The sequence below is a fragment of the Shewanella sp. SG41-3 genome (assembly GCF_014164545.1).
GTDB lineage: Bacteria > Pseudomonadota > Gammaproteobacteria > Enterobacterales > Shewanellaceae > Shewanella > Shewanella vesiculosa.
Window position 1 is genome coordinate 49119 of record NZ_JACJFJ010000013.1, and the last position, 23896, is coordinate 73014.

The window sequence follows — 23896 nt, forward strand, 5'->3', positions numbered from 1 at the left end:
ATGCTTTTTATCATCATTTGAGTTTTATCATTGTATTGCCCATAAAAAAGCGCCTTTCGGCGCTTTTTTTGTTAATGATAGTCGACTGACACTATTGCAGTAATGAAATATCCGCAACGTGTAAGAACTGCTCACGAAGATTAGTTAACAAAGCTAAACGGTTGTTTTTCAATGCTTCATCATCTGCCATTACCATCACATCTTCAAAGAACTGATCGACGCTCTCACGTAAGTCAGCTAATAAGGTTAATGCTTGTTGGTAATCACCTGTGGCAAACAAGGGCGCTAACTGTGGTTGCAGTTGTGCAAGTTTAGCCGCTAAGGTTTTTTCTGCTGTTTCGCTTAATAGTGCTTGGTTGATGGTTTCAGGCAGTTTACCTTCAACTTTAGCCAAGATATTAGAAACACGCTTATTGGCTGCAGCAAGCGCACTAGACGCTTCTAAACCACGGAAATGAGATACTGCATTAACGCGACTGTCAAAATCAGCTGGGCGAGTCGGACGACGAGCAAGCACGGCTAAAATAACATCAACTTGAATACCTTTATCTTGATACCAGGCTCGGAAACGTGCCAGTAGGAACTCTAGGACATCCTCACTGGTATTCGCATTGGTGACGTTTGCAGCATGCAATGTTTGTGCTTTAGCAATTAATTCTACTAAGTCCAAAGGTAGCTTGTGCTCAACAATAATTCGCAAAATACCGATAGCAGCTCGACGAAGTGCAAATGGATCTGCCGCGCCTTTTGGTGCTTGGCCAATACCAAAAATACCCACTAAAGTATCGAGTTTTTCAGCTAAAGCAACTGCGCAAGATACATTTGCTGTTGGTACTGTATCACCAGAGAACTTAGGCTTATATTGTTCTTCAAGTGCTAGCGCTACCGCTTCTGTTTCGCCGTCTAAGCGGGCGTAATGCATGCCCATAGTGCCTTGGGTGTCAGTAAACTCCATGACCATGTTGGTCATAAGGTCTGCTTTAGACAATAAGCCTGCACGGCTAGCATCTAGACTATTAGTATTGACGCCATTGTCGTTCATTTGTGTTGCAATAAAGCCTGCTAACGCTGAAATACGTTCAACGCGCGCTTTTAATGTGCCCAGCTGCTTTTGGAATACAACCGTATCTAAACTGGCAATACGAGACTCAAGAGTGTGCTTTTTATCAGTGTTAAAGAAGAACTCTGCATCAGCCAGACGTGGACGAACGACTTTTTCGTTGCCTGAAATAATCTGCTGTGGATCTTTTGATTCTATGTTGGTGACAAAGATAAAGTTAGGTAATAACTTGCCGCTGTTATCAAATACCGGGAAGTACTTTTGATCACCTTTCATGGTGTAAACTAAGGCTTCTGAAGGCACATTTAGAAACTTTTCTTCAAAGCTAGCTGTTAGCACTATTGGCCATTCAACCAATGAAGCGACTTCTTCTAGTAGGCCGTCTTGAATATCGGCAATACCACCTAATTTAGCTGCTGCAGCTTCCGCATCAACTTTGATTAGCGATTTACGTAATTCATAATCTGCTAGTACTTTACCTTGCTCTTTTAGCGCGGCTAAATAGTTGTCGGCATGATCTAACTCAAAGCTGGCTTTACCCATAAATCTGTGGCCACGAATAACGCGGTCAGATTTAATACCAAGTAATTCACCTGCAACTAACTCGTTGCCTAATAGCATGGTCACAGTGTGAACTGGGCGAATAAACTGAGTTTTGTTGTTTCCCCAACGCATTGGTTTAGGGATAGGTAATTTATCGAGTGCTCGTTGTGCCATGTCAGCAATTAAGCTTTTGGTTTCAACACCAACCACTTTAGCTTGGTGAACTAACCATTCACCTTTATCGGTTGTTAAACGCTCTGCTTGCTCAACCGTAATGCCATTACCACGGGCCCAGCCTTGTGCTGCTTTAGTTGGGTTACCGTCAGCATCAAATGCTGAGCTAACCGCAGGACCGCGTTTTTCAACGATTTTATCGGCTTGTGCTAAAGCTAATCCCAATACGTTAATAGCCAAGCGTCGTGGGGCTGCATACCAAACGGCAGAATCAAATGGCAGGTCTGCTTTGGTTAATTCATCGGTAAAGTTAGCTAAAAAAGATTCCGCTAATGTGCGTAGCGCCTTTGGCGGTAATTCTTCGGTGCCCACTTCAATGAGTAAGTTTTCAAAATTCATCTGTTACCTCTACTTACACAGTGGGAAGCCAAGCGCTTCACGTGCTTGATAATAAGATTCTGCAACACCTTTTGCCATCGTACGAACGCGAAGGATATAACGCTGACGTTCGGTGACAGAAATTGCATGGCGTGCATCAAGTAAATTGAAAGCGTGCGATGCTTTCATTACTTGCTCGTAAGCAGGTAGTGGTAATGGTTTTTCTAGTGATAATAAGTGCATGCACATCTTTTCACATTGATCGAACAGGGTGAACATAAAATCGACATCGGCGTGTTCGAAGTTATAAGTCGATTGCTCAACTTCGTTCTGGTGAAAAATATCACCATAGGTCACACGGCCTAAAGGTCCGTCTGTCCACACCAGATCATATACACTATCAACTTCCTGAATGTACATTGCTAGACGTTCTAGACCGTAAGTAATTTCGCCGGTAACAGGACTACATTCAATACCGCCAACTTGTTGGAAGTAAGTAAACTGTGTCACTTCCATACCATTGAGCCAAACTTCCCAGCCTAAGCCCCATGCGCCCAATGTTGGTGATTCCCAATTGTCTTCGACAAAGCGAATATCATGTATTTGAGTATCGATGCCTAGAGCTTCAAGTGAGCCTAAATAAAGCTCTTGAATATTATCTGGTGATGGCTTGAGGACCACTTGAAATTGGTAGTAATGCTGTAAGCGGTTAGGGTTTTCACCATAGCGTCCATCAGTAGGACGGCGAGACGGTTGCACGTATGCACTGCTCATTGGCTCAGGGCCTAATGAACGTAAGAACGTCTGCGGGTGGAAAGTACCAGCGCCAACTTCCATATCTAGAGGTTGAACAATTGCGCAACCTTGCTGCGCCCAATATTCCTGAAGGGTTAGGATGAACCCCTGAAATGTCTTTACGTCATGTTTCGTCGTCATGTCTACTACTGTCAGGCTATTAATAGAAAATGTTGATGATTATACCTTGTAGAGCAAGGTAGATGTAGGTTATTTTTTAACGTACTACTCAAAACGTTAATGGAACCGTACCATGCAAGTTAACCGATGTGGCTGGGTAAGTGAAGACCCTTTATATCAGCATTATCATGATACTGTTTGGGGACGACCTGAATTTGATCCTAAACAGCTTTTTGCTAAGTTATGTCTTGATGGCCAACAAGCTGGATTGTCTTGGATTACCATTCTAAAAAAGCAACAAAATTACGAATTACTGTTTGCTAATTTTGAGCCGAGTATTATTGCACAGTACGATCAAGTTAAAGTGGCAGAGTTAATGCTCGAACCGGGTATTGTGCGCAATCGTCTTAAAATAATCTCGATCATCAGAAATGCTAAAGCTTATTTAGCATTTGTAGAGCAGGGTGATGATTTCTCTGAGTTTTTATGGGGTTTTGTTGGTGGTAAACCTAAAGAAAATAACTTCAGTTCATTAAGCCAGGTTCCTGCACAAACACCAGAATCTGAAGCTATGTCTAAGGCGTTAAAAAAGCTTGGTTTTAATTTTGTTGGTCCGACAATTTGTTATGCATTTATGCAAGCCGTGGGCATGGTGAATGATCACACCACAGATTGTCATTGTTATGGTCAGTATTGATTTTATTAAAAGTATAAAAAAAGGTGTTCCACGTGGAACACCTTTTTTATTGGCTTAACTTAATCGTTAGATTTTTTCAAAGAAAAACGGCTTACGTTTATGTTTATCACCATTTAGTTGATTCATGGTTTCTGAATTAAATAGCTTACCATTAACCATAGTGTAAGTGACTTTATCAGTCGTTCTTATATCGGCTAATGGATCGCCATCAATCACAATTAAGTCAGCCAATTTACCCACTTTGATAGAACCCAGTTGATGGTCCATACCAAAGGTTGTCGCCGGATTGATTGTCGCGGTTTTTAATACTTCCATATTACTCATGCCGCCTTGAGCAAACATCCACATTTCCCAATGTGCTGCTAATCCTTCTCGTTGACCATGAGCACCAATATTAGGTTTAACGCCGATGTTGTTTAACTCATTGGCTACGCGGGCAACATTAAAGTGGTTGTAATGTTCGTCCGGTGCTGTGGTTCTTCGCATTGATCGGGCATCAAGTATATCGTGCGGCACATACATACTTAGGCGAGGGTGAGCCCAAACGTCGGTTTTATCATACCAGTAATGCTCACCAGAAATACCACCATATGCAACCACTAGCGTCGGGGTATAGTGAACTTCTGTTTGGCTCCAGAATTGCTTAATATCATTGTAAATTGATGCTGCTGGCAATGAATGTTCTACCGTCGTGTGACCATCGGCTATCATGGATAAATTGTGCTGCAGTAAACTGCCACCTTCTGGCACTACCATCATTTCGAGCTCTCGCGCAGCAGCAATAATTTGTTGGCGTTGATCACGACGTGGTTGGTTGTAACTCTTAACGCTAAATGCACCGACTTTTTTAAGACGCTCTAAGTGGAACTTTGCATCATCAAGTGAATCAACATGCGAAGTATAACCAGGTAAGTTTGCTCCGTATAAAATCGTCCCTGTAGAGAAAATACGCGGTCCAACAATTTTGCCTGCTTTTTGTTGTTCTGAAGCGGCAAATATTTCGGTTGTGTCATTTGATGGGTCGTGAATAGCTGTTACCCCAAGTGACAGACCTGAATATAAGGCCCAGTTTTGTTGTGGAATAATCTCATCATCTGCTTGGCCACCATGAGCGTGAGCATCAAACAGGCCGGGCATGATGGTTTTGCCACTAATATCGATAATTTGGGCATTGTTAGGAATGACTGTATTAGCATCACCAACACTAACAATTTTATTGTCTTTAACGATAACGACACCATTATCAATAACTTGGTCATTTTCCATCGTAATCACTTTGCCGCCGGTAAATACCACTGTTCCACGTGGAACATCAGCTTTATCTTTAAAACCAATTGCAGTGATTTTAGGATCGACCTTGGTTTCCGCATTTGTATATTGAGTGTCTACATCTGCTTGATATAAATCTGGGCCCAATGTCCAATACAGTTGGTTGTTCTTACCGTTCCAGCTAATGCTTTCACCTGCACGGGCGCTTAGTTGAGTAATGGGTAAGTTGGTTGCTTTAGGCCCAATCGCAATGGTTTCACCGTGTTTAGCAAAGGGAGTGACATATACTCTAAAGCGTTCAGCAAAAGCTAAGTGCTCACCGTTGGGTGATAAACGAAACTCGGTAGCATGGTCGCTGGTGTAATGGGTACGTTTTTCAAAACCGTTCATGCCGATAGAGGCAAACTCTGGGGTTTCCCCTGAATCCATAAAGTAAACACGGTCTGAGTCAGCTCCGAATTGTGGTTGATGGCCACTGGCTGTTAGTTTGGTACTTTGCTTTCCTTTGATATCGACTTTATATAAACCGGGTTCTTGTGACCAAGTTCGTGGTGTCATGTAGCCACCGCGCGCTTTTCGATAGACAATATATTCGCCATTAGGTGAAAAGGTTGGTTCGACATATTTGCCAGGCTCGTTGGTCAACACCTTGGCTTTACCACCTCTGGCGCTAACAACACTGACGGTGCCTTGCTGTTGATCATTCCAAGTGGTGAATACTATGTCTTTACCGTCACGTGACCACTGTGGGAATAGCTCATTGATGTCATCATCTAAACGGGTTAATCGTTTATGTTTACCGTCTTTAATATCACGAATCCAAATTTTACCTAAGGCTTCAAATACTACTTTTTCGCCATCTGGTGACACTTGTGCCATACGCAGCATTTTTACATCAAATTCATCTTTATCTAAGTTTTGAGTAAAGCGGACTGATGGCTGAATATCTCTTTGAGTGTTAACACTGAATGGAATGTCTGTTACTTGTTTACTGTCGACATCAAGTTTATTGATTTTACCTTTAGCCCAAAATACGATGTGCTTATTGTCTTTGGTCCACGACATTGTTGGGTACACACCATGAATAGCCCATGTTTCCTGCATATCACGATCAAGTTTGTCATACAGCTTGGTATCTTCACCAGAGGTTAAATCGAGAGAATAGAGCGTTGACTGGAATCCATCACGTTTGATGTAAGCAAGGGTTTTGCCGTCAGGGCTTGGTGTTGGTCTAATCGCACCGCCAGTACCTTCAATCAATACTTCAATATCGCCCGTTTGTGTGTCGTAACGTTTGATCTTATAAATACCTTTTACCGAGTCTTTAGAATAGTGAAAGGTTTTACCTGGGGTCGCATCTTGGCTGAAGTAAATATAACGGCCATCAGGTGAATAGGCGGGCTCACCTAAATCTTTTTGCTCGTTAGGACGCTCAGTTAGTTTTACCCCTTCGCCACCAGCAACGTGAAACATCCACACTTCACCGGCTCCTAAGCTGCGAGTGCCAGTGAAGTGTTTTCTAGCTACTAAATACTGTGAGTCAGGACTCCAGGCTGGGCTGTTGAGTAAACGAAAGGTTTCAGTCGTTATTGCATGTGGATTAGTGCCATCGGCATTCATTATCCAAATATTATCGCCACCATCTTCATCAGAGGTGAAAGCTATATACTTACCGTCTGGGCTATATACTGGCTGCATTTGCCAAGCGATACCTTGTGCCAGTGGTTTTGCTTCACCTCCAGCTATCGGTATTTGGTAAATATCACCTAATAGATCAAATACAATGTGTTCACCATCAGGTGATACATTGATGTTCATCCATGTCCCTTCGGTAACATTAATATCAATTTTACTCAATGGCGCGTTTTCAGGAGCATTTACGTGCCATTTTACTTTGTCATCTTCGGCATAGGCAAAGCTAGAAATACCTAGAGTAAGTGCCATAGCGGTGTAAATAGGGGTGAGTTTTTGAGTCAACATAGAGTAGATTATCCGTTGTCGTTTTTATTTTCAGTGGATTTAATCAAGCTTAATACTCGTCTAGGTCATCTCATTTAGCATGATTAGATGACCTGAAGAGTACTTGGCTTTACTGCGTTTGTCGGTTTGAATGGTTCCTTTATCGCATAAATTACCGATAAGGGGTATAACAAATCTGTATCAATTAATGACAGACGATAACACGCATGTCTGTTATCGATTAACAAACAATGAGTGCTATAGCGTTAGATTTTAATATGAAAGGCTTAAATGAAAATGATTTATCGGTTTTGCTAATCGATATTTACAGAGTCATCGGCTTGTATTAAGCCAGCTTGGATCACGCGGCAGGTGACTCCGCCACGCCAGTCAGGTGTTAATGCTTGTTCAAGCCCTGAGTGAGCTTGTTGCATTTTTTTACATGGATCGGTTTCGCCAGTGATTTGTAGTTTTAGCTCAGTACCAATTGAGATCGTTTTACCTACATCCGCAGGGCTAAATTCATAGCCGCTGATCAATAAGTTAGCTCGACGAGTTAACCAATCTAAATCTACATTAATTTGCTGGCAGGCTTTTTGCCATTGCTGTTTTGACATCACTGTCACCTGGCGTTTACCTGGTCGGCCAAAAACGTCATTCTCGACACCGCGCTCTAAAGTCACATTGGCACAGAAAGCGGGTTTCATCACGCCGCGTTTTGCTGTTTTGTATGCGATTGCTTCCAATGTGATTGTCATTTTTAAAGTCCTTTTTTGAGTAAATAGTGATATGGCGTTTTACTGGTATCGCTAGCGATTAAGGTGTGATCCATAAATTCACAAAAGCTGGGTATGTCTCGTGTAGTGGCAGGGTCATCCGCTATAACAAGTAATGTTTCACCGTCAGCCATTTTACGTACTGTTTTACGGATCATCATCACTGGCTCTGGACAGCGAAGACCAAGTGCGTCGAGCTGGTGTTGCGCCTGGGTATAAATATCGTTCATTGAGTGCTATCTATTTTACTTATCTAATTATCGCTAATGTTACTCTTGTCATTTATGCTTGCCAAGTTTGCTACTAATTTATGTTGTTTTATCTTTTTTTATTTTTCATAAAACATGTTTCACGTGGAACATTAGCCAAAGCAGAAAAATTTAAAAATAAAAAAAACGAGCCAATTTGGCTCGTTTTCATTGCAGCTGATGAATGATCAGCTAGAGATTTTAAACCTTATACGCGTTCGAATACGGTTGCGATACCTTGACCTAAACCGATACACATAGTGGCAAGACCAAGCGTTGCATCTTTTTCTTCCATTAAGTTAATCAGAGTCGTTGATATACGAGCACCTGAACAACCTAGTGGATGACCTAATGCAATCGCGCCACCGTTAAGGTTAATCTTTTCATCGACAACATCTTGTAAGCCAAGATCTTTAACACAAGGTAATGACTGTGCCGCAAACGCTTCGTTTAATTCGATAAGATCTAAATCGGCAACAGATAAGCCAGCGCGAGCTAATGCTTTTTTGGTTGCAGGTACAGGACCATAACCCATGATAGCTGCATCACAACCCGCAACGGCCATTGAGCGAATACGCGCGCGAATGGTTAAGCCTAATGCACGAGCTTTAGATTCTTCCATCACTAACATCGCCGAAGCACCGTCTGACAATGCAGAAGATGTACCCGCAGTTACGGTACCGTTTACCGGGTCGAATGCTGGACGTAAACCCGCAAGTGACTCAAGTGTTGTTTCAGGACGGATTACTTCGTCTGTCATTACTTTGATCAGTGCGCCGTTTACGTCGTGGCCTTCAATTCCCCAAATCTCTTTGGCAAAACGACCTTCAATAGTGGCAGCATGAGCGCGTTGATGAGAACGTACTGCAAACGCATCTTGTTGTTCACGAGTAATGCCGTGCATTTTACCTAACATTTCGGCGGTTAAGCCCATCATGCCAGATGCTTTCGCTACGCGGTTTGCAAGACCTGGGTGAAAATCAACCCCGTGGTTCATTGGTACGTGACCCATGTGTTCAACACCACCAATAATAAAGGTGTCGCCTTGACCGGTCATGATGGCACGAGCTGCTTGATGAAGAGCATCCATTGATGAACCACATAAACGGTTTACGGTAACGGCACCCGCTGTTTTAGGGATACCAGCCAATAATGATGCGTTACGAGCAATGTTGAAACCTTGCTCTAGTGTTTGCTGCACACAACCCCAAATAACATCTTCAATGTCGTTAGGGTCTAGTTGCGGGTTACGCACTAGTAATGCTTTCATTAATTCTGCAGAAAGAGTCTCTGCACGTACATTTCTAAATACCCCTGCCTTTGAACGGCCCATCGGGGTACGAATGCAGTCTACGATAACAGCTTGTTTCATGATTAAATTCCTTTCCCACTAATTAGGCTTGGTAGTAACTACCGTTGTTGGCTGCAAGTTCACGCATGGTATCGGTAACTTGATATAAGCCACCAAGATGTGCGTATTTGTCTGCTAGGGCAACAAAGTTTGCTACGCCCATGGTGTCTAAATAACGGAATACACCGCCACGGAATGGAGGGAAACCAATACCGTAAACTAGACCCATATCGCCTTCAGCAGGTGATGCAATAATGCCTTCTTCTAAACAACGAACAGTTTCGATGATCATTGGGATCATGCAACGAGCGATGATGTCATCTGACTCGAATGCTTTTAATTCACCAAACGTTTCGCCTAATAATGCATAGCTTGTAGGATCAATGTCTTTCTTCGGCTTACCACGACGGTCAACAGAATAGGCATAGAAACCTTTAGTGTTTTTCTGACCTAGACGTTTGTTTTCAAACATAATATCGATAGCGTCTTTGCCATTTTTACCCATACGATCTGGGAAGCCTTCTGCCATAACTGCTTGGGCGTGATGACCAGTATCTAAACCGACTACGTCAAGTAAGTAAGCAGGACCCATTGGCCAACCAAACTGTTTTTCCATCACTTTATCGACAGCGGCGAAATCAGCGCCTTCGGCAAGAAGACCACTAAAGCCTGCAAAGTATGGGAACAATACGCGGTTAACGAAGAAACCTGGACAATCGTTAACAACAATCGGGGTTTTGCCCATTTTGCTCGCGTAAGCAACAACTGTTGCGATGGTTTCTTCTGAGCTGTGCTCACCACGGATAATTTCAACTAATGGCATTTTGTGCACAGGGTTAAAGAAGTGCATACCGCAGAAACGTTCTGGTTTCTTCAGGCTTTTAGCCAGTAAGTTGATTGAGATAGTTGAGGTGTTTGACGCAATAATCGCATCTTCAGAGACGTATTGCTCAACTTCTGCAAGTACAGTCGCTTTTACTTTTGGATGTTCAACAACCGCTTCTACAACGATATCGCTATTTTTGATAGCGGCATAATCTAAAGAAGGGGTAATGTTGTTTAACACTTTAGCCATTTTCTCTGGCGTAGAGCGGCCGCGAGCAACTTGAGTAGTAAGGATTTTAGCCGCTTCGTTCAAGCCTAACTCTAATGCAGGCTGAGCGATGTCTTTCATGACAATTGGCGTGCCTTTGCTGGCGCTTTGGTAAGCAATACCGCCGCCCATAATACCCGCACCCAATACCGCAGCTTGGTTAACATCATGAGCTAACTTAGCAGCTTTCTTAGCTTTGCCTTTAACGAATTGGTCATTTAAGAAAATACCAATTAGTGCTTGAGCAACATCTGTTTTCGCTAATTTAATGAAAGCTTGTGCTTCCACTTTTAGCGCGCCGTCACGATCTAAGCCAGCAGCCTGTTCGACAACATTCACAGCAGCCATTGGCGCTGGATAATGCTTGCCTGCAACTGAGAACACCATGCCTTTAGCCGTTGCAAAAGACATCATGGCTTCAAGTTTAGGTAGCTGAAGTGCTGATTGCTTTTTGGTGCGACGAGCTTGCCAATCAAGGCTACCATTAAGTGCATCATGCAACATTTGAATCGCGGCAGCTTCTAGGTTTTCTGGGGCTACAACGGCATCAATTGCGCCAACTTTCAAAGCATCTTCTGGGCGTTGGTCTTTGGCTGTGGTAATCCACTCAAGCGCATTATCTGCACCAATCACGCGCGGTAAACGCACAGTGCCACCAAAACCAGGAATAAGGCCTAATTTTGTTTCTGGTAAACCGATGCGAGCATTGGTATCGGCAACGCGTAAGTCGGTTGCTAAAATAGTTTCACAACCACCACCAAGAGCAAAACCGTTAACAGCAGAAGCTGTTGGAAACGGTAAATCTTCAAGTTTGTTGAATACCGCGTTAGCTTGTTCAACCCAAGCTAGCAAGGTTGCATCATCTTGTTGGAAAAGGGTTAAGAATTCGGTGATGTCAGCACCAACAATAAACGTGCTTTTTGCTGATGTCAGCAATAAAGCTTTAATATTGGTGTTTTGTTTGATGCTGTCTAGCGCTGCATCAAGGGAGGCTATGGTTTCTCTGTCAAATTTGTTTACCGAACCTTGTGCGTTAAAACACAGTTTGGCAATATTATCTTCAAGTAACTCAACCTGAATGGTAGGGCTTTGGTAAATCATTGCTTGCTTCCTTATTGCTTAAAAGCGACTTCCACATCTTATTTACTGTGCAGTTATCAAGCTTGAATCACAGCAGTTTCGGCCATCTATTGACCAGCTAATTCTCAGTGTGCGACTAAATGAGAAAAATTACAACACCCAATTTAAACGGCCGTTTAATTTTTTATCATCTAGCGAGGAGTTTTTATGTTTGTGATAGACTGATTGAGTTAAAACTTATGAAAAGGGATAGTCAATGGATCAGTTAGCTCATCTATACCATGCACACATCGACGAACTAAATCGTCGTGTCGCTGAAATTTGTCAGCGTGAAAATATCTCGGGTTTAGTCATTCATTCAGGGCAACCGCACCGACAGTTTTTAGATGACTTAAATTATCCCTTTAAAGTTAACCCGCAATTTAAAGCTTGGTTACCTATTTTAGATACCGCTAATTGTTGGGTTATCGCCAATGGCCAAGACAAGCCAACGCTAGTTTTTTATCGTCCGGTCGATTTTTGGCATAAGGTTAACGATGTACCGCAGGCTTTTTGGACTGAACATTTTGATATTCAGCTATTAACCAAGCCAGATCGTATCGCAGACTATCTACCTAAAAACCTCACAACATGGGCTTATATCGGTGAGCATTTAGACGTTGCTGATGTATTAGGTTTTAGTGCGCGTAATCCTGATGCGGTAATGAACTACTTACATTACCACCGTGCTGATAAAACTCAGTATGAACTTGAGTGCATGCGTCGAGCGAACCAAATTGCAGTAAAAGGGCATTTGGCTGCCAAAAATGCTTTTTATAATGGTGCCAGCGAGTTTGAGATCCAGCAATGCTATTTGCTTGAAATTGGCCAGAGTGAAAACGAAGTGCCCTATGGCAACATTGTCGCGTTAAATCAAAATGCGGCTATTTTACATTACACCGCTTTAGAGCATGCTAAGCCGGCTCAGCGGTTATCATTTTTGATTGATGCAGGTGCTAACTTCCATGGTTATGCTGCCGATATCACTCGAACATACGCATTTGAGAAAAATCGTTTTTGTGAATTAATTGCCGCCCTAGATAAAGTGCAATTAGCCATTATTGGGCAAATGAAGCCAGGAGTTAAATACGTCGATCTGCATGTTGCGACACACCATCATATAGGCCAGTTACTGATTGATTTTGGCATAGCTAATGGCACAGCTGAACAGTTAGTCGCTCAAGGTGTTACTAGTGCCTTTTTCCCACATGGGCTAGGGCATATGTTAGGGTTACAAGTTCATGATATGGGCGGATTTGCCCACGATGAACGTGGAACCCATATCGCGGCGCCAGAAGCGCATCCCTTTTTACGTTGCACTCGAGTATTGGCTGCAAATCAAGTGCTCACCATTGAGCCGGGCCTTTACATTATAGATACTTTGCTTGAGCAACTATCTACAACAGCCAAGCAAACCATTAATTGGCAAACCGTTGCTGAGCTGCGACCGTTCGGTGGTATCCGCATCGAAGATAACGTGATTGTGCATCATAACCGAGTTGAAAATATGACAAGAGAGTCTGGTTTAGTTGATTGAGTCATACCTAATACCACAAGCTAACCTAGTCATAGAAGAAGAGATAAAGCATAGCCGCTTTATCTCTTTGTTATTTCATTGCCCGCATGCTAACGATATGAAGTTAGTACTTACTGACATAAAGCAGCAATATCCAGGTGCCAACCACTATTGTTATGCATTCGTTGCTGGTAGCCCTGAAAATACCATTGATATGGGGGCTAGCGATGATGGCGAGCCGTCAGGTAGTGCAGGTAAGCCCATGTTAGCGTGTTTACAAGGCGCAAATATTGGTGAGCTTGGTGCCATTGTTGTGCGTTATTTTGGTGGTACTAAGTTAGGCGTTGGTGGTTTAGTACGAGCTTATACTTCGGGTATCAAGCAAGGGTTAACTCAAATACAAACTCAGGTTAAGCATTTGAGGTATCCGGCAAACTTAGTGTGTCATTATGCTCAACTAACTGATATTGAATATTTAGTTGCTCAACACGACGGCGTAGTAATCGATAAAGTGTTTACTGACCGGGTTGAAATACGCCTTGAGTTGGCTAAATCACATCATCAGGCGTTTAACTTAGCGCTAGCGACTCTGACTCAGGGCCAGCTACAAGTAAAGTTTACAGTTTGAGCTATGACTAACTTATGCCAAAATGTCACTCAATTGTTAAATCCGACGCAGCACAACTAAACAGAATCCTTAATGCAATATAAAACAATTATTAGAATTACCGGTTTGCTGATGGGATTATTTTCAATCACTATGCTGCCGTCAGCATTAGTGGCTATCTTGTACAAAGATGGTGGTGGTACTGCTTTTATTCAGGCTTTTTTTGTCAGTATTTTTTTAGGGTTTTTATTATGGTATCCCAATCGTCATCAAAAAGCTGAGCTGCGAACTCGTGAAGGTTTTTTGATTGTGGTGTTGTTCTGGACCGTTTTGGGGTCGATAGGTGCACTGCCGTTTATTTTTGCTAATAACCCCGATTTAAGTTGGACCGACAGTTTTTTTGAATCGTTTTCAGCGTTAACTACCACGGGAGCCACCGTTATTGTTGGCTTAGATGACTTGCCTAAGTCAATATTGTTTTATCGTCATTTGCTGCAGTGGATGGGCGGTATGGGGATTATTGTATTAGCCGTCGCTATTCTACCTTTGCTGGGTATTGGTGGTATGCAGCTATATAAAGCAGAAGTACCGGGGCCAGTAAAAGACACTAAAGTGACACCGCGTATTGCTGAAACAGCTAAAGCATTGTGGTACATATACTTTATGCTTACCTCTGCTTGCGCATTGGCATATTACTTTGCGGGTATGGATGCTTTTGATGCTATTTGTCATTCGTTTTCGACCATTGCGATTGGTGGTTTTTCTACTCATGATGCCAGCATGGGCTACTTTCAAAGCCCGTTGATCAATGTGATTTGTGCAATATTCTTGCTGATTGCGGCGGTCAATTTTAGCTTACACTTCGCTGCATTCACTCGCCGTGGCATTAACGTTAAAGTGTATTTAAAAGATGCTGAGTTTAGGGTGATTATTGCGATTCAATTGGTGTTGACTGCGATTTGTTTTATCACTTTGTATCAGTCTGGTATTTACGATACGCCAGAGAAAACCCTTGATTATGCCTTTTTTCAAGTGGTTTCTATTTCCACAACCGCTGGCTTTGGTACCGAAAGTTTTCATTCCTGGCCGTTGTTTTTGCCTATTTTATTAATATTTTCCAGCTTTATTGGTGGTTGTGCAGGCTCAACAGGTGGCGGCATAAAAGTGATTCGATTCATTCTACTTATTCTGCAAGGTTCACGTGAGCTTAAGCGCTTAGTGCATCCTAAAGCATTGTATTCAATAAAAATTGGTTCAACTGCATTGCCGGATAGAATTATTGATGCTGTGTGGGGATTCTTTTCTGCTTATGCATTAGTCTTTGTCGTCTGTATGGTGATTTTGATGGCTTTAGATATGGACGCCATTACTGCGTTCAGTGCAACCGCTGCAAGTATCAATAACTTGGGCCCAGGTTTAGGTGACGTTGCATCAAATTATGCGAGTATTTCAGACGGTGCAAAGTGGGTACTGGTCATGGCAATGCTATTCGGTCGCTTAGAGGTGTTCACCTTATTAGTGCTATTCACTCCAACATTTTGGAAAAATTAATGTTAAACACGCTTATTTTATACTCAACGGTTGACGGGCAGACATTAGCCATTTGTCAGAAAATTCAACAAAGATTAACTGAGCAAGGTGAGCAAGTTAATCTCGTTAATCTGGCACAGGTGAGTGCTGATGCATTAGCTTGTGCTGATAAAGTGGTGATAGGTGCCAGTATTCGCTACGGTAAACATAGACCAGAGTTGTTCAAGTTTGCCTCACAAAACAAGGCGATACTTGATACCAAACTGAATAGTTTTTTTACCGTAAACGTTGTGGCAAGAAAACCTGAGAAAAATACCCCTGAGACCAATCCATATATGGTGAAGTTTCTCGATTTATCCGCTTGGCAGCCTCAGCTGCTAGGGGTGTTTGCCGGTAAAATTGATTATCCTCGTTATCGTTTCTTCGATAAATTTATGATTCGATTTATCATGTGGATGACCAAAGGGCCGACTGATACTAAGGGGACGTTCGAGTTTACTGATTGGGATAAAGTGGATGATTATGCTAAAAAGATAGCAGCGCAAAAATAATCTCATAGCATTAATAGCGTGTCTAATGACACGCGCTATTAACGCTCGATATGGTTTAAATACCTATGTTGTGTAAACTAGATAGCGGTTAAACCTCACAGTCTTTAAACGCAGTAGCGTCGATGTAGAATAGAAATAACCTCGGTAACTTGTTCATTCTTAAGTGTGTAATAAACGACTTGTGAACTCTTACGTGTGTTGACCAAATCTTGAGTTCGCAGTACCGCCAAATGCTGTGACAAGGCAGATTGGCTCAGCGGGACAGTTTCATTTAACTCTGTAACACTTAACTCATTTTCTAGCAGTAAACATAAAATCATTAAGCGGTAAGGATTCGCAATGGCTTTGAGCCATTGTGCTGCCGTTTCTGCATTATTAAGCATTGTTGCGACATCGATATCTTGCTTCATGAGAGTCCTTATATGACTTTTAATGACCAGCTAGTCTGGATACAGCCGTGTTTATTTAACATCATACTTCCGCATCATCGAGATCTCAATTTTAACTATTAAATATATGAGCTATTTCTAATTTGTGATCATTACAGAGGTTTTAAAAAGCTTTTCTTGCCAAACTGAGGCAAATTAATCAGTAATGAGAGCCGCAAAATGGCCAATATTTTAGTGTTGTATTATTCTCGAGGTGGCCACACCGCACACATTAGCCGTGCAATTGCAGAGCAAATTCAATCTAAAGGCGATCATTGTGATGTGGTGAATCTTAACGATAAGATCCCAATTGAGTGGTCTAAATATCAAGCTGTGGCCTTAGGTGCTTGTGTACTTTATGGCTCTTATCATAAATCGGTATTTGAGTTTGTACGTATAAATCAGCAACATTTATCGCAACTTCCCAATAGTTTTTTTTGCGTTAATGTGGTGGCTCGCAAACCTGAAAAACGTATCCCTGAGAACAATAAATACCTACAGAAGTTTTTAACTTTATCGCCGTGGAAACCACAAGATGTCAAAATTATTGCCGGCAAAGTCGATTACCCATCCTGGCCTTGGTATGACAGCTTGATGATCCGTCTTATTATGAAAATGACCGATGGACCTACAGATCCCAGTGCCATTATCGATTATACCGACTGGGAGGATGTGAAAGTCTATGCTGATCACATTCGCCATTTAGCGTCTGCTGCGGCAGTGGTTGCTTAAGGAACCTAAAAACGCCAAAATTTAGGGTGAAACAATACCGCAACAGTGAGTATTTCCAAGCGCCCTAATAACATACCTATTGCTAATGCCCATTTTGCGACATCTGGCAGTGGGGCAAAGTTACCTGCAGGGCCAATAATTGGCCCAAGGCCTGGTCCTACGTTGGTCACAGCCGTTATCGCGCCAGTAAAGCTCGTCATTGGGTCTAAGCCTGTGAGCACTAAAGTAATTGAAAGCATTAATATGACGATAACCATGAGCATAAAAAATGCCATGATTGAGCGGACAATATCGTCATTAATGCGATGGCCATTATATTTGTCTTTAAACACACCATTAGGGTGGAATTGTTGCTTAATTTGTTGACGCATAATGGAGAATGCGATTTGAAAACGAAATATTTTTATCCCACCAGATGTCGAGCCGGAACAACTGCCAATAAACATTAAAAATAAAAATACTACACTGGCTACAGCGCCCCATGATTGATAATCAGTTAAGCCGTAACCTGTGGTGGTAATCACTGAAGTGACATTAAAACTGGCTAATCTTAGTGCATCGATAAACGCTATATCTTGTTCTCGCCATAGCCAAAAAGCGAGTGAAAACGACACTAGCAATACAAAGCGTAAAAACCCTATGACTTGTTGATCGTTCCATAAGCGAACACTGCGTTGCTGTATGGTTTGTACAAACATTAATAACGGTAATCCACCCGCTAACATAAACACAATACCTACCCAATGTGCTGAATGCGAAAAGGCTGCCATTGAGCTATCTGATGTTGAATATCCACCAGTTGATAATGTTGTCATGGCATGATTAATGGCATCAAACCAACTCATGCCAGCCATATGATAAGACACAGTACACAGCAGTGTTAGGACGACATAAATAAGAAACAAGTGTTTAGCCATATGCTGGGTGCGAGGAATGGTTTTGTCGCTCCAGTCAGATGACTCCGTTCTAAATAAGCGCATTCCCCCAACATTGAGAAACGGCAAAATTGCTACTGCCATAACAATAAACCCAATGCCACCTAACCATTGTAGTAATGAACGCCATACTAGAATGCTACGGTCCATGCTGTCTAAGCCCGACATGACTGTCGAGCCTGTAGTGGTAATGCCAGACATTGTCTCAAAGAACGCGTCGGTATAATTGATACCGTGATAAAGAGTGAAGGGCAGTGCGGCAAATAAACTCACTACAAACCAAGTAATACTCGTCAGCATGAACATGTCGCGGATATTGAGATTAAAATGATGGTTTCGACCATTTTGAATGCACAAAATAGCGATAAATCCGCTACATAAACCGGATATCATAAAGTCGCCAATAGTCTCTTCACCATAAAATAGTGCAAAAGCCATGGGGACGAACATAAATCCGGTTAGTATTGAGAGGAAAATACCGAGGATAAAAATGATTTGTTTGGCGTTAAACATAATAACTAAAAGAAAAAAGCACTAGGTTGGAATAGTTTTTCGACGTCACCAATGAACTTCTTATTTACTAAGAATAAGATGACATGGTCACCCTGCTCAATCACGGTTTTATCGTGGCCCATTAATACTTCATCATTACGGACGATTGCACCAATGGTGGTTCCCGGTGGTAATTTAATGTCGCCAATCTTTTTCCCCACCACTTTTGATGTACTTGAGTCTCCATGGGCAATCGCTTCAATGGCTTCTGCTGCGCCACGGCGCAACGAATACACATTACAGATATCACCTTGACGAATATGAGTTAACAGCGCTGAAATTGTCGCTTGCTGGGGCGATATCGCAATATCAATATTCGCTTCTTGGACAATATCGACATAGGCTTCACGTTGGATTAGCACCATGACTTTTTTAGCGCCCATACGTTTAGCGAGTAAAGCCGACATAATATTGGCTTCGTCGTCATTGGTGACCGCAATAAATACATCAGTTTGATCGATATTTTCTTCTAGTAATAATTCTTGGTCAGAAGCATCACCACAAAACACTGTGGTTTTTTCGAGTTTTTCTGACAGCAACTCAGCACGCTCTTGACGGTGCTCAATCAATTTAACTGAATGAGTACGTTGTAGCTTTTGGGCCAGACCAAAACCAATATTACCGCCACCGGCAATCATGATATTGCGGTACGAATTATCCAGCTTTTGCATTTCACTCATCACGGCACGAATATGGCGACTATCGGCGACGAAAAAGACTTCATCATCGGCTTCAATAATCGTGGTGCCTCGCGGCATGATGGGACGGCCTTGCCTAAAAATAGCGGCAACCCGGGTATCAATATTGGGCATATGTTCGCGAAGTGTCGCAAGTGCATTACCCACCAGTGGACCACCATAATAGGCTTTAACAGCCACCAGACTGAGTTTTCCTTTTGCGAATTCAAGTACTTGAAGGGCGCCTGGATACTCAACTAATCTTTGTATGTAAGTAGTTACTAACTGCTCGGGGGCGATGAGTTGATCTATAATAAAACCGCCACGAGGCTTAGCATCGCCACTCTTAATTTCGCTGTTAATAAACAGTTTATCTTGTAGTTCCAAATACGCTTCTGAGCGAATACGAGCAATCTTTGTGGGGGTGCCAAATAGGCTATAAGCGATTTGGCAGGCTGCCATGTTGCATTCGTCACTGTTAGTCACCGCAATGAGCATGTCAGCGTCTTCTGCGCCTGCCTCTTTTAAAATATTAGGATGGGCGCCATGACCGACAACAACACGTAAATCAAATTTATCTTGCAACAGTCTGAGTCGAGCTCGATCACTGTCGACGAGTGTGATGTCGTTATTTTCACCGACCAAGTTCTCAGCGAGTGTGCCGCCAACTTGCCCAGCCCCTAAAATAATAATTTTCATGGCTTGAGGTACATCCTTAAATTGCTTTAACTAGGCGCGCGTAATAAAAGCCGTCCATATTGTCTTGTCCTGGCAAAATTTGCCAACCGATGTCATCGAGCTGAGTTTGTTGCTCTATCGGTATTAGACTCGCATCCGCTGTTCGTTCTAGGAATTGTTCAACTTGTTGGCTATTTTCCTGCGGTAAAATAGAGCAGGTTGCATACAACAATGTGCCACCAGGTTTAAGCCATTGCCAGCAATGATCTAATATCTGTTTTTGTAAATTCGCTAATTCTTCAATGTCGCTATTTTTTCGTAACCACTTTATGTCTGGGTGACGACGAATAACCCCAGTAGCAGAGCAAGGTGCATCAAGTAATATTCGATCAAATTGCTGTCCTTGCCACCACGATGGGATATCCGCGGCATCGCCGTGAATAAGTTGCGCTTTTAAATGCAACCTGTCCAGATTTTGTTGTACTCGAGCAAGGCGTTTTTGATCAAAGTCGACTGCAACTAAATTGATATTGGGAGCGAGCTCTAGCAAGTGGCAACTTTTGCCACCTGGTGCGGCGCAGGCATCTAAAACAAGTTCATCTGCTTTCGGTGCCAGTAAGGTTGCTGCCCACTGTGCGGCGCCATCTTGTACTGATGCGGCACCTTCCATAAAATCAGGTAGTGCAGCCACATCTTTTGCAGCATCAAGCAATATAGCATCTTGGCTTGGGCCTGCTTGAGCTGGAATATCGTATTGAGCTAATGCCGCTAAATAAGTGTCACGTGTTTGTAACTGCTGATTATTGCGCAGCCACATTGGTGGACGCTGGTGGCTCTGCTCAATAATATGTTGCCATTTGTCAGGATAAGCTTGTTGTAAGCGTTTAATAAACCAAGCAGGAGTGTTAAAGCGTAAGGTGTCTGAGTCAGTATTTAGTTCGGCGTCTTGACGCTGAATGGTCCGCAATACACCATTGACTACTTTTACTAAACCATCAAAACGAAGCTGTCTGCAGGCTTCTGCCGTTTCAGAAATCGCCGCATGTGCCGGTATACGAGTAAAGTAAAGCTGGTAACAACCGACAATCAACAATTGATGCAATATACGTTGTTTACCTTTAAAGGGCTTTGCCAAACAGTCACTTACACATTTATCTAACTGGGGTAATTGGCGCATTACGCCATAACATAATTCTGCCAGTAAGGCTTTGTCTTTGCCATTGTCGAGGTGTTGTTGCTGATCGGGTAGTGCGACCGATAATGAGATACCTTTTTCAAGTACTTCATAAATCGTTTTGGCTGCTAATGCGCGCACATTCATGCTAGTTGGCCTCTTGGTTTATACATATACCAGCAGTAAACCAATCACCACGAGCATTGAGAATATCGGCCACATCAAGCGGCTTTTTATTAGGCAGCTGCATGGTTTTAATGATTAACTTACCATCTGCCGTGGCGACTTCAATACCTTGTTTGGTCGCGGCTATAATGGTCCCTGGCGCTTGTGAGCAGAGTTCTGGACTGTAATCTGCCTGCCACACTTTTATGCTACTTTGTTGATGATCAAAGTAGCTTACTGGCCAAGGATTAAATGCACGAATTTCTTGCCATAATTGCTTAGCACTTTTGTGCCAATCAAGACGCGCTTCTTCTTTTGACAACTTTTCAGCATAGTTAGCCAATGTTTCATCTTGTTTTTCTGCTTTTAGGCTACCTTCACTTAATCCAAACAGTGCCTGTACTAAGGCTTTTGGCCCTTGCTCGGCGAGTTTTTCATAAAGGCTGGCTGAGGTATCGGTATCTTCGATCGGTAAATGCGTTTTGAGCAGCATATCACCAGTGTCTAGGCCAATATCCATCTGCATAATGGTGACACCGGTTTGTGTATCACCAGCCCATAATGCCCGTTGGATTGGTGCCGCTCCGCGCCAGCGCGGTAAAATTGAACCGTGAACATTGATACAGCCTAAGCGCGGGGTATCAAGTACTATCTTTGGTAAAATCAATCCGTAAGCAACCACCACCATGATATCTGCGTTAAGGCTGGCTAATTCTGCTTGCGCCTCTTCATTTCGCAATGAGCTGGGTTGGAATACGGCGATTCCATTTTTTAACGCCAAATCTTTTACTGGGCTTGCTGTGAGTTTCTTACCTCGCCCAGCAGGTCTGTCGGGTTGGGTATAAGCTGCAATCACCTCATATTCTGAGTCTATGAGTGCCTGTAAATGGCCAGCCGCGAAATCCGGAGTACCGGCAAAGATAATTTTTAACGGTTTCAAATTTATTCCTATGCTTCTCTAGCATCTAAACGAGCTTCTTTTTCAAGCTTAGTTTTAATGCGTTGGCGTTTCAATGGCGATAAATAATCGACAAATAACTTACCTTTTAAGTGATCCATTTCATGTTGAATACAAATAGCAAACAACTCATCAGCTTCAACGGTAAACTCTTTACCGTGACGATCTAGTGCTTTTAAGGTGACAAACTCGGCGCGATCAACTTTAGCGTAAATCCCCGGTACCGATAAGCAACCTTCTTCATTGGCCAAGTCACCGCTGCTCGCGACAATTTGTGGATTAATAAAAATTGTGGGTCGTTCAACATCATCTTGTAGATCCATCACAATCAGTTGCTGATGAAAATCTACTTGAGTTGCTGCCAGACCAATTCCTTTTTCTTGGTACATTGTTTCTAGCATGTTATCTATTTGTGTCTGTAGCTCTGGACCGAAATCCGTTACAGGCTGAGCAATAGTGCGTAAACGTTCATCTGGAAAGCGTAAAACATTAAGTAATGGCATATATAAACTCTTAACAAGTCTGTCAAATTTCAGCCAGTTAGCTATACTGGCTATTGCGATAAGGGTAATTTTAATCCTTACCGCCTTTCAATAACAGTAAAAAGCTCTAATAAAGAGCTAAACAACATGGACCGCACCATGAAACGCTTACTTTTACTTGCTTTTTTATCATTAAATATTTTTGTGGCCCACGCTGATACATTAACTTTAAAGGCGGGGCATCCTGACACGTATGTCGTTAAAAAAGGCGATACATTGTGGGATATCTCCGGATATTTTTTAAATGATCCTTGGCGTTGGCCTAAATTGTGGGGAGTTAATCCGCAAATTGCCAACCCACATCTTATTTATCCAGGCGATAGACTGACATTAGTCTTTATCGATGGTCAGCCTCGTTTAGTGGTTAAGCAACATGTTAAAAAAAGTCCTGAAGGCCGTGTAGAGTCTAAGGATGGCCCGATCCCGGCGGTTGATCTGGCATTAATTAAACCTTATTTGGTACAAAATAGAGTGGTAGATCCGACTTGGTTATCAGGATTACCAATTGTAATGAGCGGTGAAAGCCCATCAATTCATCATGTGGTGGATGATATTGTTTATGTTAACGCGCAGCTGGAGCAAGGCCTAAAGGTTGCAATGTACCAAACGGGTCGTGAGTTTTTTGCTGCTGATAGCGGTGAATTATTAGGCCAAGAAATTATTTTGGCTTCTAGCGGGCGGGTCATTGAGTCTGGCGCAGTTTCAAAAGTTAAATTACTCAGCAGTTTACGCGAGACTAAAGGTGGCTATCATGTTGCGCCAGTGGAAGATGAAGCGTTAATGTCGGCTTATTTCATTCCGAAGGCGGCGGACTTAAATGTTGCAACTTCAATTATCGGTACTATAGGTAACATCCGTGAAGCCGGTAAGTTAGATGTCGTTTACCTTGATCGTGGCGCCGATGATGGCGTTGAGACTGGGCATGTTTTTTCAATGTATCGTGATGGCGAAAACATTATTATTGATAATGATGGCAATCCTGTTCGCCCCATTGACCGCTCTTCTTACGATAAATTATTGGCGAATTTCTCAGACGATATTGAGTATAAAATGCCGGATGTTTTTCATGGTAATTTGATGATTTTTAAAGTTTTTGATAAGACTAGCTTAGGCTTGATTATGTTTAATGATCGTCCTGTTCGTGTTGGCGATAAACTGATGAAACCCGACCCACTGACCATAAAAGGTGAATAATTTCAGATAAGTTGGTTGACTGGTTAGTTGTTTGTGCAGTATCTGGGCTAGGACCGGCTCGGGTTCAACAATTAT

The 23896-nt window shown here is 42.5% G+C and carries 20 protein-coding genes; 7 read left to right on the forward strand and 13 right to left on the reverse strand.

What is annotated here, in order from left to right:
* Positions 1–91: 91 nt before the first annotated feature.
* Together glyS and glyQ are read right to left on the reverse strand one after the other, a co-directional pair.
* Positions 92–2176 (reverse strand): glycine--tRNA ligase subunit beta, encoded by a 2085-nt coding sequence (glyS, locus tag H5164_RS18855; protein ID WP_182698824.1) that lies wholly within the window; start codon positions 2174–2176, stop codon positions 92–94.
* Between the two features lie 9 nt (positions 2177–2185).
* On the reverse strand, positions 2186–3091 hold the full coding sequence (gene glyQ / locus H5164_RS18860; RefSeq protein ID WP_124016565.1) for a glycine--tRNA ligase subunit alpha: 906 nt from the start codon (positions 3089–3091) through the stop codon (positions 2186–2188).
* A gap of 112 nt (positions 3092–3203) precedes the next feature.
* Here glyQ and H5164_RS18865 point away from each other — a divergent pair, with 112 nt between their 5' ends.
* Positions 3204–3767, forward strand: a complete 564-nt coding sequence (locus H5164_RS18865) for a DNA-3-methyladenine glycosylase I (protein WP_182757318.1) — start codon at positions 3204–3206, stop codon at positions 3765–3767.
* A gap of 66 nt (positions 3768–3833) precedes the next feature.
* On the opposite strand, the gene H5164_RS18870 is transcribed toward H5164_RS18865, so the two are convergent.
* The 5 genes from H5164_RS18870 to fadB all read right to left on the reverse strand — a co-directional run bounded on the left by H5164_RS18870 (position 3834) and on the right by fadB (position 11564).
* Positions 3834–7016: an amidohydrolase family protein gene (locus tag H5164_RS18870; protein ID WP_182757319.1), complete on the reverse strand. Its 3183-nt coding sequence runs from the start codon at positions 7014–7016 to the stop codon at positions 3834–3836.
* Positions 7017–7309: 293 nt separating this feature from the next.
* Positions 7310–7753 carry an MOSC domain-containing protein gene (locus H5164_RS18875; RefSeq protein WP_182723693.1) on the reverse strand — a complete coding sequence of 148 codons (444 nt, stop codon included), beginning with the start codon at positions 7751–7753 and terminating at the stop codon, positions 7310–7312.
* A gap of 2 nt (positions 7754–7755) precedes the next feature.
* The gene (gene tusA / locus H5164_RS18880) at positions 7756–8001 is read right to left on the reverse strand and encodes a sulfurtransferase TusA (protein ID WP_124016561.1); all 246 of its coding nucleotides are present in this window, start codon (positions 7999–8001) and stop codon (positions 7756–7758) included.
* A 226-nt stretch (positions 8002–8227) separates the two neighbouring features.
* A complete protein-coding gene (fadA, locus tag H5164_RS18885; protein WP_124016560.1) occupies positions 8228–9391 on the reverse strand; it encodes an acetyl-CoA C-acyltransferase FadA in 1164 nt (387 codons plus the stop codon).
* A 22-nt stretch (positions 9392–9413) separates the two neighbouring features.
* Positions 9414–11564 carry a fatty acid oxidation complex subunit alpha FadB gene (gene fadB / locus H5164_RS18890; protein WP_182698823.1) on the reverse strand — a complete coding sequence of 717 codons (2151 nt, stop codon included), beginning with the start codon at positions 11562–11564 and terminating at the stop codon, positions 9414–9416.
* A gap of 235 nt (positions 11565–11799) precedes the next feature.
* Here fadB and pepQ point away from each other — a divergent pair, with 235 nt between their 5' ends.
* From pepQ to hemG (H5164_RS18910), 4 genes are all read left to right on the forward strand, one after another.
* Positions 11800–13119, forward strand: coding sequence for a Xaa-Pro dipeptidase (gene pepQ / locus H5164_RS18895; RefSeq protein ID WP_182698822.1), 1320 nt, complete (start codon positions 11800–11802; stop codon positions 13117–13119).
* Entirely contained in the window at positions 13112–13726 is a 615-nt protein-coding gene (locus H5164_RS18900) for a YigZ family protein (RefSeq protein WP_182757320.1), read from the forward strand. The genes pepQ and H5164_RS18900 overlap by 8 nt, the downstream gene beginning before the upstream one ends.
* Before the next feature lie 72 nt (positions 13727–13798).
* Positions 13799–15256, forward strand: a complete 1458-nt coding sequence (locus H5164_RS18905) for a TrkH family potassium uptake protein (RefSeq protein ID WP_124016556.1) — start codon at positions 13799–13801, stop codon at positions 15254–15256.
* The gene (gene hemG, locus H5164_RS18910; RefSeq protein ID WP_182698820.1) at positions 15256–15786 is read left to right on the forward strand and encodes a menaquinone-dependent protoporphyrinogen IX dehydrogenase; all 531 of its coding nucleotides are present in this window, start codon (positions 15256–15258) and stop codon (positions 15784–15786) included. Before H5164_RS18905 ends, hemG (H5164_RS18910) begins: the two co-directional genes overlap by 1 nt.
* 104 nt (positions 15787–15890) lie before the next feature.
* On the opposite strand, the gene H5164_RS18915 is transcribed toward hemG (H5164_RS18910), so the two are convergent.
* A complete protein-coding gene (locus tag H5164_RS18915) occupies positions 15891–16196 on the reverse strand; it encodes a metalloregulator ArsR/SmtB family transcription factor (RefSeq protein WP_124016554.1) in 306 nt (101 codons plus the stop codon).
* 198 nt (positions 16197–16394) lie between these two features.
* Between H5164_RS18915 and hemG (H5164_RS18920) the strand changes: the two genes are divergently transcribed.
* The gene (gene hemG / locus H5164_RS18920) at positions 16395–16946 is read left to right on the forward strand and encodes a menaquinone-dependent protoporphyrinogen IX dehydrogenase (protein ID WP_124016553.1); all 552 of its coding nucleotides are present in this window, start codon (positions 16395–16397) and stop codon (positions 16944–16946) included.
* 5 nt (positions 16947–16951) lie between these two features.
* On the opposite strand, the gene H5164_RS18925 is transcribed toward hemG (H5164_RS18920), so the two are convergent.
* The 5 genes from H5164_RS18925 to def are packed head-to-tail and all read right to left on the reverse strand — an operon-like array spanning position 16952 to position 22588.
* A complete protein-coding gene (locus H5164_RS18925) occupies positions 16952–18394 on the reverse strand; it encodes a TrkH family potassium uptake protein (RefSeq protein ID WP_182698819.1) in 1443 nt (480 codons plus the stop codon).
* A 5-nt stretch (positions 18395–18399) separates the two neighbouring features.
* Positions 18400–19809 (reverse strand): Trk system potassium transporter TrkA, encoded by a 1410-nt coding sequence (trkA, locus tag H5164_RS18930; RefSeq protein ID WP_124016551.1) that lies wholly within the window; start codon positions 19807–19809, stop codon positions 18400–18402.
* A gap of 16 nt (positions 19810–19825) precedes the next feature.
* Positions 19826–21109, reverse strand: coding sequence for a 16S rRNA (cytosine(967)-C(5))-methyltransferase RsmB (gene rsmB, locus H5164_RS18935; RefSeq protein ID WP_124016550.1), 1284 nt, complete (start codon positions 21107–21109; stop codon positions 19826–19828).
* 1 nt (position 21110) lies between these two features.
* Positions 21111–22067, reverse strand: a complete 957-nt coding sequence (gene fmt, locus H5164_RS18940; protein WP_182757321.1) for a methionyl-tRNA formyltransferase — start codon at positions 22065–22067, stop codon at positions 21111–21113.
* Between the two features lie 8 nt (positions 22068–22075).
* A complete protein-coding gene (gene def, locus H5164_RS18945) occupies positions 22076–22588 on the reverse strand; it encodes a peptide deformylase (protein ID WP_220487684.1) in 513 nt (170 codons plus the stop codon).
* 126 nt (positions 22589–22714) lie between these two features.
* Here def and H5164_RS18950 point away from each other — a divergent pair, with 126 nt between their 5' ends.
* Complete coding sequence (locus tag H5164_RS18950) at positions 22715–23821, forward strand: LysM peptidoglycan-binding domain-containing protein (protein ID WP_124016547.1); 1107 nt, start codon at positions 22715–22717, stop codon at positions 23819–23821.
* The last annotated feature ends 75 nt before the right edge of the window (positions 23822–23896 follow it).

Bases quoted from the DNA above. Each gene is read 5' to 3' on its own strand.
- glyS (WP_182698824.1), bottom strand. From the start codon at position 2,176: ATGAATTTTGAAAACTTACTCATTGAAGTGGGCACCGAAGAATTACCG.
- glyQ (WP_124016565.1), bottom strand. From the start codon at position 3,091: ATGACGACGAAACATGACGTAAAGACATTTCAGGGGTTCATCCTAACC.
- H5164_RS18865 (WP_182757318.1), top strand. From the start codon at position 3,204: ATGCAAGTTAACCGATGTGGCTGGGTAAGTGAAGACCCTTTATATCAG.
- H5164_RS18870 (WP_182757319.1), bottom strand. From the start codon at position 7,016: ATGTTGACTCAAAAACTCACCCCTATTTACACCGCTATGGCACTTACT.
- H5164_RS18875 (WP_182723693.1), bottom strand. From the start codon at position 7,753: ATGACAATCACATTGGAAGCAATCGCATACAAAACAGCAAAACGCGGC.
- tusA (WP_124016561.1), bottom strand. From the start codon at position 8,001: ATGAACGATATTTATACCCAGGCGCAACACCAGCTCGACGCACTTGGT.
- fadA (WP_124016560.1), bottom strand. From the start codon at position 9,391: ATGAAACAAGCTGTTATCGTAGACTGCATTCGTACCCCGATGGGCCGT.
- fadB (WP_182698823.1), bottom strand. From the start codon at position 11,564: ATGATTTACCAAAGCCCTACCATTCAGGTTGAGTTACTTGAAGATAAT.
- pepQ (WP_182698822.1), top strand. From the start codon at position 11,800: ATGGATCAGTTAGCTCATCTATACCATGCACACATCGACGAACTAAAT.
- H5164_RS18905 (WP_124016556.1), top strand. From the start codon at position 13,799: ATGCAATATAAAACAATTATTAGAATTACCGGTTTGCTGATGGGATTA.
- hemG (WP_182698820.1), top strand. From the start codon at position 15,256: ATGTTAAACACGCTTATTTTATACTCAACGGTTGACGGGCAGACATTA.
- H5164_RS18915 (WP_124016554.1), bottom strand. From the start codon at position 16,196: ATGAAGCAAGATATCGATGTCGCAACAATGCTTAATAATGCAGAAACG.
- hemG (WP_124016553.1), top strand. From the start codon at position 16,395: ATGGCCAATATTTTAGTGTTGTATTATTCTCGAGGTGGCCACACCGCA.
- H5164_RS18925 (WP_182698819.1), bottom strand. From the start codon at position 18,394: ATGTTTAACGCCAAACAAATCATTTTTATCCTCGGTATTTTCCTCTCA.
- trkA (WP_124016551.1), bottom strand. From the start codon at position 19,809: ATGAAAATTATTATTTTAGGGGCTGGGCAAGTTGGCGGCACACTCGCT.
- rsmB (WP_124016550.1), bottom strand. From the start codon at position 21,109: ATGAATGTGCGCGCATTAGCAGCCAAAACGATTTATGAAGTACTTGAA.
- def (WP_220487684.1), bottom strand. From the start codon at position 22,588: ATGCCATTACTTAATGTTTTACGCTTTCCAGATGAACGTTTACGCACT.
- H5164_RS18950 (WP_124016547.1), top strand. From the start codon at position 22,715: ATGGACCGCACCATGAAACGCTTACTTTTACTTGCTTTTTTATCATTA.